This is a genomic window from Pseudooctadecabacter jejudonensis, from assembly GCF_900172275.1.
GTDB lineage: Bacteria > Pseudomonadota > Alphaproteobacteria > Rhodobacterales > Rhodobacteraceae > Octadecabacter > Octadecabacter jejudonensis.
The window spans coordinates 284,912-302,714 of sequence record NZ_FWFT01000001.1 but is presented as its reverse complement, the minus strand read 5'-3'; the positions used below and the strand labels follow the sequence as shown (position 1 = coordinate 302,714).

The 17,803-nt window shown below is 60.4% G+C and carries 20 protein-coding genes and 1 tRNA gene; 10 read left to right on the top strand and 11 right to left on the bottom strand.

Features of this window, described 5'->3' with window-relative positions:
* The first annotated feature begins 326 nt into the window (after positions 1–326).
* Both PSJ8397_RS01475 and PSJ8397_RS01470 read left to right on the top strand, forming a co-directional pair.
* On the top strand, positions 327–2,375 hold the full coding sequence (locus PSJ8397_RS01475) for an ASKHA domain-containing protein (RefSeq protein WP_085862784.1): 2,049 nt from the start codon (positions 327–329) through the stop codon (positions 2,373–2,375).
* Between the two features lie 22 nt (positions 2,376–2,397).
* The gene (locus PSJ8397_RS01470) at positions 2,398–2,898 is read left to right on the top strand and encodes a hypothetical protein (RefSeq protein ID WP_085862783.1); all 501 of its coding nucleotides are present in this window, start codon (positions 2,398–2,400) and stop codon (positions 2,896–2,898) included.
* Between the two features lie 22 nt (positions 2,899–2,920).
* Here PSJ8397_RS01470 and PSJ8397_RS01465 read toward each other — a convergent pair whose 3' ends face one another.
* Entirely contained in the window at positions 2,921–3,688 is a 768-nt protein-coding gene (locus PSJ8397_RS01465; RefSeq protein WP_085862782.1) for a hypothetical protein, read from the bottom strand.
* A 251-nt stretch (positions 3,689–3,939) separates the two neighbouring features.
* Here PSJ8397_RS01465 and PSJ8397_RS01460 point away from each other — a divergent pair, with 251 nt between their 5' ends.
* From PSJ8397_RS01460 to PSJ8397_RS01450, 3 genes are all read left to right on the top strand, one after another.
* Positions 3,940–4,542, top strand: coding sequence for a fasciclin domain-containing protein (locus PSJ8397_RS01460; protein WP_085862781.1), 603 nt, complete (start codon positions 3,940–3,942; stop codon positions 4,540–4,542).
* A 157-nt stretch (positions 4,543–4,699) separates the two neighbouring features.
* A tRNA-Gly gene (locus PSJ8397_RS01455) sits at positions 4,700–4,773 on the top strand.
* Positions 4,774–4,882: 109 nt separating this feature from the next.
* Positions 4,883–5,365: a hypothetical protein gene (locus PSJ8397_RS01450; RefSeq protein WP_143515315.1), complete on the top strand. Its 483-nt coding sequence runs from the start codon at positions 4,883–4,885 to the stop codon at positions 5,363–5,365.
* Here the strand turns inward: PSJ8397_RS01450 and PSJ8397_RS01445 are convergent.
* A complete protein-coding gene (locus PSJ8397_RS01445; protein WP_085862779.1) occupies positions 5,346–5,576 on the bottom strand; it encodes a hypothetical protein in 231 nt (76 codons plus the stop codon). The two genes, PSJ8397_RS01450 and PSJ8397_RS01445, sit on opposite strands and share 20 nt — an antisense overlap.
* Positions 5,577–5,996: 420 nt before the next feature.
* On the opposite strand from PSJ8397_RS01445, the gene PSJ8397_RS01435 reads away from it, so the two are divergent.
* The 4 genes from PSJ8397_RS01435 (at position 5,997) to PSJ8397_RS01425 (ending at position 8,073) form a co-directional block, all read left to right on the top strand.
* A complete protein-coding gene (locus PSJ8397_RS01435; protein ID WP_143515313.1) occupies positions 5,997–6,578 on the top strand; it encodes a hypothetical protein in 582 nt (193 codons plus the stop codon).
* A 144-nt stretch (positions 6,579–6,722) separates the two neighbouring features.
* Entirely contained in the window at positions 6,723–6,872 is a 150-nt protein-coding gene (locus PSJ8397_RS16980) for a hypothetical protein (RefSeq protein ID WP_159453078.1), read from the top strand.
* A gap of 374 nt (positions 6,873–7,246) precedes the next feature.
* Positions 7,247–7,597 carry a RidA family protein gene (locus PSJ8397_RS01430; RefSeq protein ID WP_085862776.1) on the top strand — a complete coding sequence of 117 codons (351 nt, stop codon included), beginning with the start codon at positions 7,247–7,249 and terminating at the stop codon, positions 7,595–7,597.
* Positions 7,594–8,073 carry an acyl-CoA thioesterase gene (locus PSJ8397_RS01425; RefSeq protein WP_235000538.1) on the top strand — a complete coding sequence of 160 codons (480 nt, stop codon included), beginning with the start codon at positions 7,594–7,596 and terminating at the stop codon, positions 8,071–8,073. The genes PSJ8397_RS01430 and PSJ8397_RS01425 overlap by 4 nt, the downstream gene beginning before the upstream one ends.
* A gap of 3 nt (positions 8,074–8,076) precedes the next feature.
* Here the strand turns inward: PSJ8397_RS01425 and pgi are convergent, their stop codons facing one another.
* The 9 genes from pgi to PSJ8397_RS01380 all read right to left on the bottom strand — a co-directional run bounded on the left by pgi (position 8,077) and on the right by PSJ8397_RS01380 (position 16,779).
* The gene (gene pgi, locus PSJ8397_RS01420; protein WP_085862774.1) at positions 8,077–9,672 is read right to left on the bottom strand and encodes a glucose-6-phosphate isomerase; all 1,596 of its coding nucleotides are present in this window, start codon (positions 9,670–9,672) and stop codon (positions 8,077–8,079) included.
* Between the two features lie 3 nt (positions 9,673–9,675).
* Positions 9,676–10,341, bottom strand: coding sequence for a 6-phosphogluconolactonase (gene pgl / locus PSJ8397_RS01415; protein WP_085862773.1), 666 nt, complete (start codon positions 10,339–10,341; stop codon positions 9,676–9,678).
* A 44-nt stretch (positions 10,342–10,385) separates the two neighbouring features.
* The gene (zwf, locus tag PSJ8397_RS01410) at positions 10,386–11,837 is read right to left on the bottom strand and encodes a glucose-6-phosphate dehydrogenase (RefSeq protein ID WP_085862772.1); all 1,452 of its coding nucleotides are present in this window, start codon (positions 11,835–11,837) and stop codon (positions 10,386–10,388) included.
* A gap of 176 nt (positions 11,838–12,013) precedes the next feature.
* Positions 12,014–12,610, bottom strand: coding sequence for an HNH endonuclease (locus PSJ8397_RS01405; RefSeq protein ID WP_085863444.1), 597 nt, complete (start codon positions 12,608–12,610; stop codon positions 12,014–12,016).
* 177 nt (positions 12,611–12,787) lie between these two features.
* Positions 12,788–13,564 (bottom strand): GGDEF domain-containing protein, encoded by a 777-nt coding sequence (locus PSJ8397_RS01400; protein ID WP_085862771.1) that lies wholly within the window; start codon positions 13,562–13,564, stop codon positions 12,788–12,790.
* 116 nt (positions 13,565–13,680) lie between these two features.
* Positions 13,681–14,349, bottom strand: coding sequence for an alpha/beta hydrolase (locus PSJ8397_RS01395; protein ID WP_085862770.1), 669 nt, complete (start codon positions 14,347–14,349; stop codon positions 13,681–13,683).
* Positions 14,346–14,978, bottom strand: coding sequence for a DNA-3-methyladenine glycosylase family protein (locus tag PSJ8397_RS01390; protein ID WP_085863443.1), 633 nt, complete (start codon positions 14,976–14,978; stop codon positions 14,346–14,348). The genes PSJ8397_RS01395 and PSJ8397_RS01390 overlap by 4 nt, the downstream gene beginning before the upstream one ends.
* A complete protein-coding gene (locus PSJ8397_RS01385) occupies positions 14,975–15,718 on the bottom strand; it encodes a cobalt-precorrin-6A reductase (protein ID WP_085862769.1) in 744 nt (247 codons plus the stop codon). Before PSJ8397_RS01385 ends, PSJ8397_RS01390 begins: the two co-directional genes overlap by 4 nt.
* Positions 15,715–16,779 (bottom strand): cobalt-precorrin-5B (C(1))-methyltransferase, encoded by a 1,065-nt coding sequence (locus tag PSJ8397_RS01380; protein WP_085862768.1) that lies wholly within the window; start codon positions 16,777–16,779, stop codon positions 15,715–15,717. Before PSJ8397_RS01380 ends, PSJ8397_RS01385 begins: the two co-directional genes overlap by 4 nt.
* 96 nt (positions 16,780–16,875) lie before the next feature.
* On the opposite strand from PSJ8397_RS01380, the gene cobA reads away from it, so the two are divergent.
* A complete protein-coding gene (gene cobA / locus PSJ8397_RS01375) occupies positions 16,876–17,724 on the top strand; it encodes a uroporphyrinogen-III C-methyltransferase (RefSeq protein ID WP_085862767.1) in 849 nt (282 codons plus the stop codon).
* The last annotated feature ends 79 nt before the right edge of the window (positions 17,725–17,803 follow it).

Here is a 17,803-nt window from a genome sequence, read left to right as displayed (position 1 = left end):
CACACCAAAGCGTCCCATAAACCGAACACACCGCCCGCTTCTCGCGCACGCGACGTGCCCGTCGCCCCCGCTTCTTTGGGTCAAAAATACCTAATCAACCCATGCCCCAACGCACCGTCCTCGCCTCCTTTGGGCGCTTCATGCGCCACCTCGCACAGGCCCATACCGCGCCGCAGGCGCGCGCCCCGCCGTCCGCAGGATCCGATCGTCAGATCGTCCCACCCAAACCCGTCTCATGACGGTCTTGAACAAAAAGACGACGCAAGACGGCTGCACCCTGCCCCGAACCCCGCTACTGTGACGTCAAACAACAGGATGCATTTGGCATGAGCACCGACCCACTCGTCGTCTTCACCCCCTCCGGCAAACGCGGGCGCTTCCCCGTGGGCACCCCCGTCCTCACGGCGGCACGTCAATTGGGGGTCGATCTGGATTCTGTCTGTGGCGGGCGGGGCATCTGCTCAAAGTGTCAAATCACGCCCAGCTATGGCGAATTTCCCAAACATGGGCTGACCGCTCGCAAAGGCGCGTTGTCGGATTGGAACAGCGTGGAACAACGCTACGACGACAAACGCGGGCTGGCCTCTGGCCGCCGACTGGGCTGTCAGGCCACCGTCCAAAACGACATTGTCATCGACGTCCCGCCCGAAAGCCAGGTCCACCGACAGGTCGTACGCAAAGCGGCCTCCGCCCGCGCTATGGTCATGGATCCCGCCGTGCGCCCCTATTATGTTGAGGTGGCGGAGCCGGACATGCACACGCCCACCGGCGATCTGGAACGTCTGGCCGAAGCCCTCAAGGACCAATGGGGCATTGAAAAGGTCGAGGCGGGGATTTCCGTGTTGCGCCGCCTCCAGCACATGCTGCGCAAAGGGAAATGGACCTGCACCGTCGTGCTGCACAAAAATCACGACGAAGACACCCACCGCATTCTTGGCATCGCACCGGGCTATTACGACCGTCCTATCTACGGCGTGGCGATTGATCTGGGCTCGACCACCATCGCCGCGCATCTGACTGATCTGCGCACGGGTGAGGTCGCGACCTCCTCAGGCATCATGAATCCGCAAATCCGCTTCGGCGAAGACCTGATGTCCCGTGTCAGCTACTCCATGATGAACCCAGGTGGCGCCGTGGAAATGACGGATGCGGTGCGCACGGCCATCAATGCGCTCATCGGCACCCTGACGGCCGAGGCCGGGATCGTGCCCCAGCAGATCATGGAACTTGTGTTCGTCTGCAACCCCGTCATGCACCACCTTCTGCTGGGCATTGATCCGGTTGAGCTGGGTCAGGCGCCGTTTGCACTGGCCACCTCCAAATCTGTGGCGCTCCATGTGGCCGATCTGGACATCAATTCCACCAATGACGCCGCCCGCGTCTTCGTTCTGCCCTGCATCGCCGGGCACGTGGGCGCCGACGCCGCAGCGGTTGCCCTGTCTGAGGCCCCGGGCGATCAGGACGATCTGACCCTGATTGTAGACGTGGGCACCAATGCAGAAATCCTGCTGGGCAACAAAACACAAGTTTTGGCCTGTTCCTCGCCCACCGGCCCCGCGTTCGAGGGCGCACAAATCTCATCCGGCCAACGCGCCGCCCCCGGTGCCATCGAACGCATCGAGATCAATCCCGACACCAAAGAGCCCCGCTTTCAGGTCATCGGCTGCGGGCTGTGGTCTGATGAAGACGGGTTCGAGGCCGCGATCGCCACCACCGGCGTGACCGGCATCTGCGGCTCCGGCATCATTGAGGCCGTGGCCGAAATGCGTATGGCGGGCCTTCTGGACCCCAAAGGCCTGATCGGCTCCCCCGCACAAACCGGCACGACCCGCTGCATCGAAGACGGGCGCACCCATTCCTATGTCATCTATGACGGCACAGCCGACGGCGGCCCGCTGGTGACAGTGACCCAAGGTGACATTCGCGCCATCCAACTGGCCAAATCCGCCCTCTACGCGGGCGCACGTTTGCTGATGGACGAAATGGGCACCGACACCGTAGACCGCGTTGTGCTGGCGGGGGCCTTTGGCGCGCATATCTCGCCCAAACATGCGATGGTGCTGGGCATGATCCCGGATGTCCCGCTGGACAGGGTCACCTCAGCGGGCAATGCCGCAGGCACCGGCGCGCGTATGGCGCTGTGTTCTGTCGCCGCGCGGGCGTCGATTGAAAAGACTGTGCGTGAAATCACCAAGGTCGAAACAGCGATTGAGCCAAAATTCCAAGAACATTTCGTCAATGCAAATGCGATCCCCCACGCAACCGATCCCTTCACAACCCTGCGCAGCGTGACCCCCCTGCCCGATGTCAGCTTCAACACCGGCAGCGGTGGGGATACCACAGGCGGGCGCAGACGCAGACGCCGCGCCAGCTGACGAACCCAGAGAGACGAACCCAATGAAACGGATCCATATTTGTGCGGTCGCCTTCGCGCTTCTCGCGGCCTGCGACGCCCCAACCCCGGCCGAACGCTCTGCGCTTCAGGCGGATGCAATGGCCGCGCGGGCGGACATCTTGCAGACCCAAGCGCGCCCCGCGATCCGGGCCTGCGTGGGCTATGCCAGCGGCGCGCCGTTGGATGTCGCAAGGTTGCAGCAAGCTGGTTTTACCGGCCCAAGTGGCGCGCTGTCTGGCGTGTCCTTTCGCGCCCCTGATCTGTTCGTGGTGGTGCAGGAAAACCGAGGGCTTTGCCGGATGACATGGTTGGGCAGCGTCTCGCCCCGGTCAACAACGGCTGCGTTGCGCGACACACTGGCGGCAGCAGGGTTCACCCAAACGGGCCGCCAAGACGGACGCGATGTGTTTTACTCTAACGGCCCCGTCACGCTCAGTGCGGCAAGCGTTCTGACCACAACGGGCAGCATCCAAGCCATCGATGTCATTCTGAAACGTCAATGATGGCCCTTGGCGCATCGCCGCTTTAGGCCGCCACAGATGTCCCTGCCACACCATCAGGGTTCATATGTGCCCCGTGGGCTTCGGACGTAGGGGCATGGCGTCGGCCCAGGCGTGGTTGGCCCGCGCGGGTGACGGGTGGAACGGTCAAGCGACGGTCCGCATGCGCAGCCTCTGCCTGTGCCACATTCTGGGCCGCCTGCCCGCACATCTGCGCCATCAGAATACCCGCATAAAGAAGTGCCAGATATACAGGATAGGCCAGCAACAATAGATCCATGGTCCCAACGGACGCCACCCCAAGAACAGAACTGACCAGCAGGATCATCCACGCCGATACCGTTTCGCTGTGCGGGGCGTGATACGCCTTATACGCGGTCGCAGCCCCACCCAAGGCGGACACCGCGATGGAAATCGCCAAGGCCACGGCAGCCGTTTCCATCACCGCCCAAACAATCAACCCGATCCCTGCAACAGTGAGGATCGCAATGTTCGACCGGCCCAACAAATGGCCGCTGCCGTACCGCACGGACAAACCAAAGACCGCCAAAGTCCCCAAGACCTGTACCCCCACGAACACCATGGACGTGCTAGCCCCTTCATAAAGATTGCTGGCGCCCGAAATGCTGGCCAAGACGGCCCAGATCAACCAACAGGCGCGGTCGGGCTGGGTCTGACCACTCAAAATGTCACGAATATAGGGCGCAAAGGCCATGAGCCCCAAAAGCCCTGCCAGAACACCGGCCACAAGAAACCTGTCGGCCCAAAGGCCGTTTAGAAAAGCGTCAATCATTGGATCACTGCCCGAAATGCGTGATGGTATAAAGAACGGGGAAAATATCGCGCCCCTTCCCCCTAAATACGTCCCCTAGGTCAACCGTGACAGTCAGGGTTCCCTGACCTTTTGCCGCAATTGCGCGCGGCCCCGTCCAGCAAGGGCGCACCGGACATTGGGCAAAAAATTTGGAAAAAATCGGAACATCAGACGGGGGGGTCGTGTTGTTTACCCAAGTGGCACATGAGCCGCACTGAAAGGACTATGTTATGAAAACGACAATCAAAGCAGCCCTCCTGAGCGCCTCCGTACTCGGTCTGGCCGCAGCCGCAGCGAATGCCGAAGAAGACGGCATCCTGAACGGTGAACTTCTGGACGAAAATGCAACGATCGTTGAGAACGCTGCCAAGGTGCAGAACTTCTCAACCCTCGTGGCCGCCGTTGAGGCCGCCGGTCTGGCAGACGATCTGATGGGTGAAGGCCCCTTCACCATCTTCGCGCCAACCGATGCAGCATTTGCAGCCCTGCCCGAAGGCACGGTGGAAAATCTGCTGTTGCCCGAGAATCAGGACCAACTGATCAATATCCTCAGCGCCCACGTGATCCCCGGTGAATACACCCGCGGTGACATGGAAGTGGCCCTGCTGCAGGACGAAGTGCTCGCGGAAGACTTTGAGTTGATGAAAGACGAAAACATGCTCAGCTTCGACACACTGGCACTGACCGATATTCTGGTCGAACGTGTGGGCGGTTCGTTCTACATCAACAATGATATCGGCGTGGACGAGAATATTGAGGTCATCAACGGTGACATCATGACGTCCAATGGCGTGATCCATGTGATCGATCAGGTCATCCTGCCCTCCAGCTAAACACTGGTGTTTGCATTCAAGAAAGGTCGTCCAGCACCCGCTGGGCGGCCTTTTTTTTGCGCGGTCGTGTCTTGCGGTCCATACGCCGATCTGACCGGCTTTTTCGAACTTTCACATTGACCTTACCAGTCGCCCCGCCTACCTAGATCGCACGGCGGCGGGTATGGTGAAAAGGTATCACGAAAGCTTCCCAAGCTTCAGTTACGGGTTCGATTCCCGTTACCCGCTCCAACCTTTTCGATCCTTCGACAGATCTATCGTTGCGCTTGAGGCGTTCGGGTTTGGCTGCACCTATGAAAGACGTCAGATGCCCCGACCCAACCGCAAAGGACAGCGCGTGGTGCGAAACCGTGTCATCCCATTCGCCCTCTGCCTGTTTATGATGGGGGTGTCCCCCCTTTCCGCCCAACCGGCGGATTTCGCGTTTCAAGGCGATTGGCGCGGGCAAGGCACCGCGTGGCAAATGGGCGATCCCGTTCGGATCCGCTGCCCATTGTCTGTCGAACAGCTGTCAAGCACGGAACACCTCTTTGAACACCGCTGCGGCAATGCATTGGGCACGGAACGTTTCGCATTTCTCCTCACGCTCACCCCTGACGGGCGCGCTGTCACCCAAGAGATTGATCCGTCAGCCCCCCAAGCACAGACAGAAACCCTGTCAGGCCAATGGCAAAACGACTTCATCTTGCTGAGCGGTGGCACACGTCAAGGCCGGGTCGTGGTGCAGTTTGACGAGGTTTCCGCAGACCGTTTTGCCTTTGCTGTTCAACGCACAGCCGACAGCGGTCGCGACACGTTGCAGGTCATCTACGTGCGCCGCTGATGCCCTGACGCACCAGAAAGCTGGGCAAGAGAAACAGATCACAGACCAAAGCAGTCACCGCCGCGACGGCCAAAACCACCCCTGCCTGCGACAAGGCAGGGATGTCCGACACCATCAAAGTGGCACAGCCACTGGCCACGATGAGGGTGGTGAACAGGATCGGCGGCGTCAAAAACGACAAACACTCGGTCGGCGCCTTGAGGATCGGCATCCATTTCCTCAATTTCCGCTTTGATCCCAGACGATGCAGGGAACTGTTCAGCCGGATCATGTCCTGTCTTTGCGTGGGGCGCAAACACCGCCGCCATCAAAATGAGGGCCGACACACACAGAACAGAACCGGCACCCCGACAGACATCGCGCCCAACTGCACCAACAGGCCGATCGTCCCGAAAACAGCAAGGTTCTGCAAAGCCTGCCCCCCGCCACGACCATGGCCAAGAAGGCAAAAATCGTCGTCACAGAGGACACGACAGCGGCGGGCAACGTCGCGCGAAAGCCAGCCAGGATCGTTTCGGTCGTCCGCGTCGGTTCAGGGACTGCCCCTGTGGCGAAGGTGAAATGCATCGCGTCCGCCACTCCCAAGACCAACAGATGGGTCGGGATCAGCATCAAGAGGGGATCAATCGGAATGCCAAGCACCGCAATCACCACGCTTGATCATGTCATGTTGCAAGAGGCCTTCGAACAGACGGTTTTGATCATTCTGGAAAATGCACCCCAATTGCTGTGGGAAGAAGGCACCGTGGCCGGCTGTTATCGGCCCAGTCAAAGTGCTGCGAACCGTCTGGCCGACTGCAGGTTTGAAACGTTCGCGACGCAAGGCGCCGCCGACACCGCCATGGATAAGATGCTGTCCACACCATTTTCAGACACCGGCAAGGCGGCGTTTCGTGCAACCTGTCGGACCATTGAACCAGACGACGGGGCCGGGTTTTCACGGCTGATCTTTCACACCACCCACGGCACAATGGAAGGCGGCGACGTCGCCAATATCCTGCGAGGCCGCTTGACCACGCGCAGCCAACGGCCCGTGGATGATGCGGGCCCATCCCTTGGCATCCGCATCGGATCCTCTGTGGTGGTGCCGTTGATGTGGTGCTTGCATCTGGGGATGGCCTGGACTGAAAAACATGACGTTCGTACTTTCGCCTACCACCGCTTCTTTATCGCCCGCAGCCGCATCAAAGAGATCTGCAACGACTGGGCCTAAGCCAACCGGCGCTTTTGATTGCTGTGTCAGCAGAGGCATATCGCCGTCACAGGCGGCCCGGAAAATCCCTCAATATCCTTTATGCGACCCTTCCGGCGAAGCGGTCTCGACCGATCGACGACGAATACCTTAACGTGCGCACGGATGATGTCTGGTTTCGGGATCAACCGACCCTGCTTTGTCCCCGGCCCTGAAAAAATCGGGATCAGGTATTGGACCGATATCGACCCGGACGACCTGAACACCACGGTCTCAGCCGTGGTGTCGGAATTGGAAATTGCCGCACCCGATTGATCCCGCGCGGCGAGATGCAAAAGATCGGGCATTCCAGTTCAATGCCCAGTCCGCCGCCGCCATTTGATGGGGCTTCAGCGGCAGGGGCCTGCGAGGCGGGCTGAATGATCGTGGCGGTTGGACCTTGTGTGTCCTCAACCCATTCACGGCCGACGACTGTAAAACTTTTCACGCGCTGGACCACGTCGTTTGCATCGACCACAAACTGGACACCCCCGCCCGACTGATTGCTGCCGCCGCCCCAAAAATATATGACGCACAGCCTTTGCCTGATTTGGGTCTAGATCAAACTTTATACCGATCTGCGGTTGAAACTCGGACGTTTTGCGCGTTTCATTTGTGGACCAAAAACACTGTCTATCAAAGGAAATTCCATGTCCGACATCACCCGCATCGACACCTCCGCCCGTATGTCACAAGCGGTTGTTCACAACGGCATCGCCTATCTTGCGGGACAGGTCGGGGCCGAGGGCGGCACCGTGACAGAACAAACCCAAGCCGTCCTTGCCGCAGTGGATGAGGTTCTGGCCAAGGCCGGCACCGACAAAACCAAACTGCTAACAGCGCAAATCTGGGTGGCCGACATCGCAACACAGTTCGCCGACATGAACGCGGTGTGGGACGCATGGGTCCCCGAGGGCTGCGCCCCTGCTCGCTGGACCGGAGAGGCGAAACTGGCCACGCCCGGCTTCAAGGTCGAAATCATCGTCACGGCCGCAGTGTGAAACCCAGCGTGACACCCTATCTGACCCCCCTGACTGGCCCCGCCCTGCGCGCGGCCGGCGTCCCCGCGCCGTGGTCCTACGGGATCGCGGACAGGGTGCGGTTCGGGGAACTCGACGTTCTCAACCACGTCAACAACGTCGTTTATCTGCGGTGGTATGAAACCCTACGTGTCCAGTATTTGGAAGACTACGACATTTACGATCTGGCAGGGCCGGATCCGAAATTCGTCGTCAAAACCGTGGGCCTTGATTTCCGGGCTGAGGTCAAACGGGCGTCAACCTACATCAATGTCGCCCGCACCACACAGATGCGCACCACCAGTTTCACACAAGAATATGCCACGTTTGTGGATGGTCAGATCACCACGACAGGACATTGTGTCTGCGTGGTGCTGAACCAGGACAACAGCAAACGCCCGCTGACGGATGGGCTGCGCCAGCTGTTCATTGACCGCGACGGGGCCGAACAGCTTTAGCCGCTACAGCCCGTTTTTGCGCAGGAACGACACCAGGCCCGCAGTCGATCCATCCTTGTCCGACGCATCCGCCCCCTCAACGATGGGCTGCAGGGCCGTGGCCAGCTCTTTGCCCAACTCAACGCCCCATTGGTCGTATGAATTGACGCCCAGGATCACACCTTCGACAAACACGCGATGTTCATAAAGGGCGATGATCTGGCCCAGGGTGAACGGGTCCAGTTGCGGATAGGCCAGCGTGGTGGACGGCCGGTTGCCCGGAAAAACGCGGTGCTTGGCCTGGCGGTCCAGCTCCGCCCCTTCGAACTTATCCGCGACCTTGGCGCGCGCCTCCTCCAGATCGCGACCTTTCATCAGCGCCTCGGACTGGGCCAGACAATTGGCGACCAGCAATTGATGCTGATGGTGCAGATCGTCCTCGTGGCCCCGTGCGGCGACCAGAAACTCGCACGGGATCACCCGCGTGCCTTGGTGGATCAGCTGGTAAAAGGCGTGTTGGCCATTCGTGCCCGGCTCCCCCCAGACCACAGGGCCGGAGTTCACGGACAGGTCTTCGCCGTCCATCGTCACGCCCTTGCCGTTACTCTCCATCTCTAGCTGTTGCAGATAGGCGGGCAACCGGCTGAGGTTGTTGTCATAGGGCAGCACCGCGCGGGTTGCATGGCCGCAAATCTGGTTGTGCCAGATCCCCACCAGTGCCAGCATTGCGGGCATGTTGTCCGCCCAAGGCGCATTGCGGAAATGGGTGTCCATGGCTTGCCCGCCGCGTAAAAAGGCACGAAAGGCCTCCGACCCGATGGCGATCATCAGCGACAGCCCGATAGGCCCCCACATGGAATAGCGCCCGCCGACCCAGTCTTCGAACCCGAAAACCCGCGATGCAGGGATCCCGAAATCAGAAGTCTTGTCGGCAGCGGTGCTCAGCGCCGCGAACTGCGCCGCGGGATCAGCGACGGTCTCGCTCATCCACGCCTTCGCGGTCTTCGCGTTTGTCATCGTTTCAATCGTGGTGAAGGTCTTGGACGCCACAATCACCAGCGTTGTCGCCGGATCACATGACCGCAGCACATCCGCAATGTCCGCAGGATCCACGTTGGACACGAAATGGCAGCGCGGCCCGTCGTGATAGGGCCGCAAGGCCAGCGCCCCCATGGCAGGGCCAAGATCGGACCCACCGATGCCGATGTTCACCACATCCGTAATCGCCCCGCCCTGCCCAGCAAACGCGCCAGAGCGCACGTCGGCGGCAAAGCCTTCCATCCGGGCCAACGTCTCCAGCACCTCCGGCATGACGTCTTGCCCGTCCACATGCACCGGTCCACCATCGAGATTGCGCAGCGCAGTATGAAGCACGGCGCGGCCTTCGGTCTCGTTGATCTTGGCCCCCGTAAACATGGCATCGCGTTTTGCGGCCACGTCCGTTTGGTCCAGCAGATCAATCAGCACAGCCCGCCCGTCGGCGTCGATGTTTGTCTTTGAATAATCGAACCGCATGTCGCCTGCGGTGGCGGCAAAATCCTCTGCGCGGGCGGCGTCCAGCATGGTTTCAAACCGACGGGTTTTGACCGTCTCATAATGCGCGCGAAGTTTATTCCACATCGCTCAACCCTCTGCCCAGTGAACGGTAGATCCTGCCAACACAGCGGCGATCGGCGCCTCTTGTGGGGACACTTTTTGCGCCGCTTCCAACGCCGCACGCTTGTCCGCGCCCTTGATCACGATATGCCGCGACATCGCGCCCTTGAGAACATTGGCCGACAGCGTCACACGTGGTTCCAACCCATCGGGCGGTTGCACAAAGGCCAGCGGCTGATCCGTGGTCAACGCGTGATCCAAATCAGGCGAATTGGGGAAGATGCTCGCCGTGTGCATGTCCGCCCCCATGCCAAGCAACATGACCGACACAGGAAGATGCGGGCGCAACGCGTCGGCCTTGGTGGCAAGACCTGCGTCGTCCTCAGGGATGTAATTCACATAATGGGCCGCGGCCGCCGCATCGACCAGCAGACGTTCGCGGATCAGTCGCGTGTTGGACCGTTCATGATCCTCGGGCACGCGGCGTTCGTCCGTCAGCATCACATCAACGCGCGCCCAATCAATGTGTTTCGCCCCGCACAGCACATCGAAAATCGGCCCAGGCGTTGTGCCTCCAGGCACGGCAAACGACGCGCGATCGTGGCTCAACAAGCATTGCTCCAATTCACCGGCCAAAACATTGGCCAGATCAATCATCATCATCTCAGCGTCTGGATATTCGATCAGCTTCATGGGGGATCCTTTGTCTGTATTGGCCCAATGGTCTTGTGACCGTATCAGGCCTTAATCTGGCTCCAACGGCGCCCTTCGCGGTGCATCAAAAGCAACGCATCATCTGGTCCTGCGGATCCCTGATCATAAAGCTTTGGCACATCACCGCGCGCTTCCCAGCCTTGGATGATGGGATCCGTCCACTCCCACGCGGCCTCAACCTCATCGCCGCGCATGAACAGCGTCTGGTTGCCGCGGATGACATCCATGATCAGCCGCTCATAGGCATCGACCGTGTCATTGTCGCCTTCCAAGGCCTCAGCAAAGGTCATGTCCAGCGGCACGTCGACCAGACGCATGCCCCCCGGCCCCGGTTCCTTGATCGTCACACGCAGCTGCATGCCCTCATTGGGTTGCAGCTGAATGGACAGGATATTGCGGTGGCGTTCCTGATCCCCGGGGAAGATCGAATGTCCAAGGTCCTTGAACACCACAACAATCTCGGACGCGCGCGCCTTAAGCTTTTTGCCCGTGCGCAGATAGAACGGCACGCCCGCCCACCGCCAATTGGCAATCTCGGTGCGCATGGCGATAAAGCTTTCGGTGAACGACCGCTCATTGCCCGCATCCTCACGGTAGCTGGGCTCGTCGCCCGCGCGGTCATATTGGCCGCGCACGATGTGGTGGGGTTCCACCGGTTGCAACGCACGGATCACCTTTAGCTTTTCGTCGCGCACAGCGTCCGCGTCAAAGACCGACGGGGCCTCCATCGCGATCAGACACAGAAGCTGCATCAGGTGGTTTTGCACCATATCGCGCATCGCACCGGATTTGTCGTAATAGGCCCCGCGCCCGCCGACGCCCACCGTCTCTGCCACCGTAATTTCGATATGATCGACGTAGTGGTTGTTCCAAAGCGGCTCAAACAGGATGTTGCCAAACCGCACAGCCATGAGGTTTTGAACCGTTTCTTTGCCCAGATAGTGATCGATGCGGTAAATCTGTTTTTCGTCGAAATGTTGCGCCAATGTAGCGTTCAACTCTCGCGCGGTGTCCAAATCACGGCCGAACGGTTTTTCCACCACCACACGGCTGTCTTTATCAGCGATCTTGTAAGTGTGCAGCCGTTCGGCAAGATCCCCGAACAGGCTCGGCGCGACCGAAAAGTAAAAGGCGTTCACCGCCTCAAACCGGATCATCTCATGCAATTCTGACCAGCCGCCGTCGCCCTTGGCGTCCACGGTGACGTAATGCAACTGCGCGATAAACGCGGAAAGCTCTTGTGTGTTTTTTGCTTCCTCACCGCCGAATTCGGCAATCGCCTCGCGCACCATGTCGCGATAGCCTGCGTCATCAAGATCAGACCGCGCGGCCCCGATGATGCGCGACGTGTCAGGCATTTGACCGGACAGATACCGCCGGAACAATCCGGGCAGGATTTTGCGGCGGGCCAGATCCCCTGTGCCACCAAAAATGACGAGATCAAAATCCTCAACAGGGATGACGCGGGATACCATGTGAACCTCCGACTTTTGCCCCGTTGGTCTCTCGGGGTTAGCGCTAACGCCGCCCTCTTACCCGCACACCTTTGGCAAGTCTAGCGCCGATCACATTGATATCGTCTTTGACTTGGATTTGGGCAAACCCCATCAGGGGCGCGGCACCTAAACCGAGATCCGGTGCTTGGCGATCCTTATGCCTCCAACTCGGCATCCCAATACAGAAAATCAAGCCAGCTTTCGTGCAGATAATGGGGCGGAAATTTCCGTCCCATGTTCATCAACTGCTCAGCCGCAGGTTGGCGCGGTGGTTTGCGCAAAGACATGCCCGACCGCTTCAACGATTTTGACCCCTTGGACAGGTTGCATTTCGAACAGGCCGCCACAACATTTTCCCACGATGTCACGCCCCCCGCCGCGCGCGGCACGACATGATCAAACGTCAGATCGCCCGTGGCGCCGCAATACTGGCACGTGAACTCATCGCGCAAAAACAGGTTGAACCGCGTGAACGCCACCTTGCGTTGTGGTTTGACAAAATCCTTGAGAACAACCACCGACGGGATGCGGATTTCCATCGACGGGGACCGCGCAACCTCATCATATTCGGCAATAATATCAACACGGTCCAGCCACGCGGCCTTCACCGCATCCTGCCATGGCCATAACGACAAGGGATAGTAGGACAAAGGCCGGTAGTCCGCATTTAACACCAGTGCAGGATGCTGTTTCAGCCCCGACGGTTGCCTTACGAAATCTGTACGAAAATCTGCCGTCTGTTGCGTGCCAATTTGCAAAACCAATCCCACCCTGTCTGCCGCAGCTTTGGCATCAGAGCGGGAGCCCCGCTCCTGCCTTTGGTTTGACTATATATTGCAAGATCAGCCTGCCAAGCTTTTTGTGACCGCTACATTTAGTCTCAGCCGAACGGGGCTGCGGACGCCTGCCCACGCGATGAGGGCCAACGGTCAGGCCGCCCCTTTGTCCAACTCAAAGGCGTCCTCGGTCGACGGTTGGAAAACCTGCGCCTGCGCCCGTCCGTCCTGTTTGCAGCAATAAAGGGCCACGTCCGCCTCTTTCAACACCTCTTCGAGGGTTTGGCCCCTGTTCCATTCCGCCAGCCCCATGGAAAACGTGACGTTGATCTGGCGCCCGTCGCCCAGATCAAACCGGTGTCCGGCGGCGACAGTTCGCGCAATCTGCATTGCAAATCGCGCCGAAGTATTTTGCAACATCACGGCAAACTCCTCCCCCCCGTAGCGGCACAAAATATCTTCTTCGGGGCGCAGCCACCCTTGCAGAAATCGGGCCACCTCTCTGAGGCATCTGTCGCCTTTGGCGTGGCCATAAGTATCGTTGACCGCTTTGAAATGGTCGATATCAAGCAAAATGATCAAATCGCGCCCATCTGGGTCATGGCGGGCATTGGCCTGATCCACAAAGGCCCGTCGGTTGCGCAATCCGGTCAGCGCATCCACCCCCGCCAAATTCTTGAATTTGAGTGACCGTTGAAGGTGCTGTCTCACCAACATCATCGTAATCGACAAAAACGGCGTGCACAGCAGAAAAGAAATGGTGAGATGCACCGCCAAAGGCGCACGTCCAAGCTGGCCGAACACAGCCAGCAACAGCAGATAAACGATCCCGAACAAGACCTGCCAAAACGCGAATGCCAGCACAACTTGCCGTGCAGTTCGCGGGGCGAAGACCTTAAGAGCGGTCAATATACTAAAACGCACAACCATCCTGCCGTCTACGTTAGGCAAACCGCGGGACTAAAAAGTTAACGCGCCTCAGAAAACGCCTAAAATTTGAAAGTTAATTCAACCAGCATGGCCAAAATGTAACGCAATCGCGCATTTTAGCTGACGCCAAGCCGTTCGCGCATAAAAGCAAGGGCCACGCTAAGGCCATCGGGCGCAATCCCATGGCCCGTGCCTTTCTGGATATGGGCGTAGACCTCTTTCCATCCGGCCTCTTGGAGGGCTTGCGCGGCATCGGGCAGCGATTGCACCGGCACCACGTCATCCTGATCTCCATGGATCAACAGCACTGGCGGGCGGCAAACGACCTCATCTTTGAGCAATTCAGGCTCAAGCAGGCGACCGGAAAAGGCGCACAGGCCTGCGACCTCATCCTCACGTCGGGGCAGCACATGCAGCGACATCATTGTGCCTTGTGAAAACCCCAACACCATGACCTGTTCGGGCAACAGATCCTCATCCACCATGATACCGTCCAGATATGCGTTCAGATCGGCGGCGGCCCGTTCAAGGCCCGCGCGCGATTCCTCCTCGGATGATCCATCAATCCATGGGATCGGAAACCACTGGAACCCCATGGGCGCACCTGCACAGGCCTCTGGTGCGTCGGGGGCAAAAAACGCGGTGTCAGGCAAATGTTCGGCCAGCGGGTCGGCCAAGCCCATCAGATCAGCGGCGTTGGCGCCGTATCCGTGCAAAAACACCACGGCGGACCGCATTTCGCCGGACGCCGCATCGCGCCGCTGTGAATTCAAAACCCGTGTCATCTGATGCCTTCCCTGTCTTGTACCACGCGGTAGTACGCCCACAAAAGCCGCGCTGCAACCGACCGCCAAGGCGACCAGTCCAGTGCCATTTTTCGAAACGCGGCCTCCTTCGGGCGCTCGGGCAAATCATAAAGCACCTTTGCGGCCTCCTGCAGGGCCAAATCTCCTGGCGCGAACACATCGGCACGGCCCAGCGAAAACATCGCATAGACCTCCGCCGTCCATGGCCCGATGCCGGGCACCGCGACCAACGTTTTAACAACCTCATCCGTCGGGGCATCGCGCAACGCGATATAATCAATGTCCGCGCGGGCCAGTTCGCGGGTGTAGCGTATTTTCTGTCGGCTCAGCCCCACAGCGCGCAGGTCTTCATCCGTGGCCGACAAACATGCCTGAGGCGCATCAAATCCCGCGGTCGCCATCCGGCCCCAAATCGCGGCTGCACTGGCGATGCTGACTTGCTGCCCCACGATGGCCGACAACAGCTGCGCAAAGCCATCGGGTTTCCGCCTGAGGGGCAACGGGCCCGTCTGGGCATAGGCGGATTTCATCCGCGGGCAGCGCGCCGCCAGCCAGTCCATGCCCTCTGACACGTCCGCATCGCAGGTGATGATGCGACCTACGGTCATGTTTTTATCCCACTGTGCGACCGCGCCCATGCCACCGCATCGGCCACCCGTTCAAACCGCATGGCCTTTGGCATGGCAGGACGGTTGATCATGATAACCGGCAGGCCGAGGGCGCGCGCTGCGTCCAGCTTTGCCCGTCCGCCCTGCCCGCCTGCATTTTTGGCGACCAGATGGGTCACGCCAAGGTCGCGAAACAAATCCCGCTCAGATGCGACCGTGAACGGGGGGCGTCCGATCACAAACTCGCCCCCTTCAAAGGGCAACGGCGCACGGGGAGGATCAATAACTCGCAGCAGCACCCGCCGCCCCTCAAGCCCGCGAAAGGACGCCGCCGTTTGACGCCCTGTGGCCAAAAAGACGACGGCGGACATGGGGACCCGCGCGCTCACATCTTCGGCACGGGCAACATGGGTCCAGTCGTCCCCCGCCTCAGGCGTCCACGGGGGCCGCAGGATCTGCGCATAGGGCAGACCCATCTGGTCACAGATCATCGCGGTGCGGTCCGTGATCCGGCTGGCAAAAGGATGCGTGGCGTCCAGAACTGCGCGGATGCCATGGTCTCGCAGCACGGCGCGAAACCCGGCCTCGCCGCCAAAGCCCCCCACCCGCGTGGGCACAGGCATTGCCAAAGGCTGCCGTGTGGCCCCCGCCAATGAGGCCAGAACGGGCACGCCGTCCATGGCCAATACCTCAACACTGCGCCGGGCCTCGGCGGTGCCGGCCAAAACCAAAACCGTCATGCCTGCCCAATCACCTTGCCAGCCCGGTCAATCACAACAACAGAAGCCGCGACGCCAGCCCCCTCCAACAGCCTCTCAGCGGCTGTTTTTGCCCGCGCAGCCGTATCTTGCGCAAAGGCCGCACCCAGCGTTTCATAGACGGCAAGCGCCGTATTGGCCCGCGCCACATCAGGGCGCGCAAACCGCGTGGCAAGCTCCTCAAAATCCACCTGCGACCGGCCAGAGTGCAAATCAATCGCCCCCTGCGCCAGCTTGGTCAACTTGCCAATCCCACCCCCAATCGTGACATGCTGAATGCTTTGCCCCTCAGGCGCGCGCGCAAGGTATTTCAGCAAGCCCCCCGCGAAATCGCCCATATCCAGCATCGCGTGATCCGGCAAACCCAACAGGCTCTGCACCACCCTCTCCGATGTATTTCCCGTGCAGCCCGCCACATGGGTCAGCCCATCCGCCCGCGCCACGTCGATACCGCGGTGAATGGATGCGATCCACGCCGCACAAGAGAACGGACGCACAATGCCCGTGGTCCCCAGGATCGACAGCCCGCCCTTGATCCCCAGCCGAGGGTTCCACGTCTTTTTCGCAATCTCTGCCCCGTTCGGAACACTGATGGTGATCATCACATCAGGCGAACGCCCGTGCGCAATGGCCGCTGCGGCGACCTCCTCATCCATCATGGCCCGGGGCACGGGATTGATCGCGGCCTCTCCCACGGCAATGGGCAACCCCGCCTTGGTCACCGTGCCAACGCCCTCACCGGCCCGAAACACCACCCCACCGGAGGAGGCCTCAACCCGCGCCAAAACGACAGCCCCATGGGTCACATCCGGATCATCGCCCGCATCCTTGACGATTCCGGCCTGCGCCCAGCCATCGCCCGTTTCGGCGCGCACCACGTCAAACTCCGGCGTCTCCCCCTTGGGCAAGGTGATGCCCACGCGCGCAGGAATACCCTCCCCCCAAAGCCCGCCAAGCGCGGCCTGAACCGCAGCCGTCGCACAGGCCCCCGTGGTCCAGCCGCGGCGCAGGTCAGAAATGGGTTTGGCGGGCGTTCGCGTCATGGGCCGACCTTAGCCGCGCGGTGCCGTGACGCCAATGCACAAACAGGCGTCGTCTTGCACCTTTCCCAACGGCAGAAAGCGGGTCATAACGGGGGCATGACTGATACCACTCTTCCCGCCACAGATTGGCCCACCCTGCAGCCCGGATGGGTTTGGCTGTGTGGCGCGGGTCCGGGCGATCCGGGCTTGCTGACGCTTCATGCTCTGAACGCGCTGCGGCAGGCCGACGTGGTAATCTACGACGCGCTGGTGCAAGAGGCGATCCTCGATTGGGCCCCGCAGGCCGACCACATCTATGCCGGCAAGCGCGGCGGCAAACCCAGCGCGAAACAACGCGACATTTCCCTGCGCCTTGTCGATCTGGCCCAAGCAGGCAAGCGAGTGCTGCGGCTGAAAGGGGGCGACCCCTTCGTCTTTGGCCGCGGCGGTGAAGAGGCGCAGACGCTGGTGCAACACGGCGTGCCCATCCGCATCATTCCTGGCATCTCCGCGGGCATCGGCGGTCTGGCCTACGCAGGCATTCCGGTCACCCACCGTGATGTGAACCAATCCGTGACCTTCGTGACAGGGCACGATCAATCCGGCAACACGCCCAGCTCTCTGGATTGGGCGGGCATCGCGCGCGGCTCTCAGGTGATCGTAATCTACATGGGCATGAAACACGCCGCCCAAATCTCCGCCCAGCTGATCGCGGCAGGCCGCAGCGTGACCGAACCCGTGGCCGTCGTGACAACGGCCACCACCGACAATCAGGCCGTCATGGAAACGACGCTGGGTGCGTTGGATGCGGACATCAAGGCAGCGAACCTCGAACCGCCCGCAATCATCTGCATCGGTCAGGCTGTGCGCATGCGCGATGTCCTGGATTGGCAGGCCCAAGCGGCAGGCATCCCGCCCGTGAACCTCGATCCATTGGCGCGCGGCCGCCCCGCGGAATCCGCCTGATCGCCAAGCAGCATGCTCCGCCCATCCAACACTCCGCGCGCCCTCGCTTCATCTGACCCGACAAAACTCCCCCCGGAGG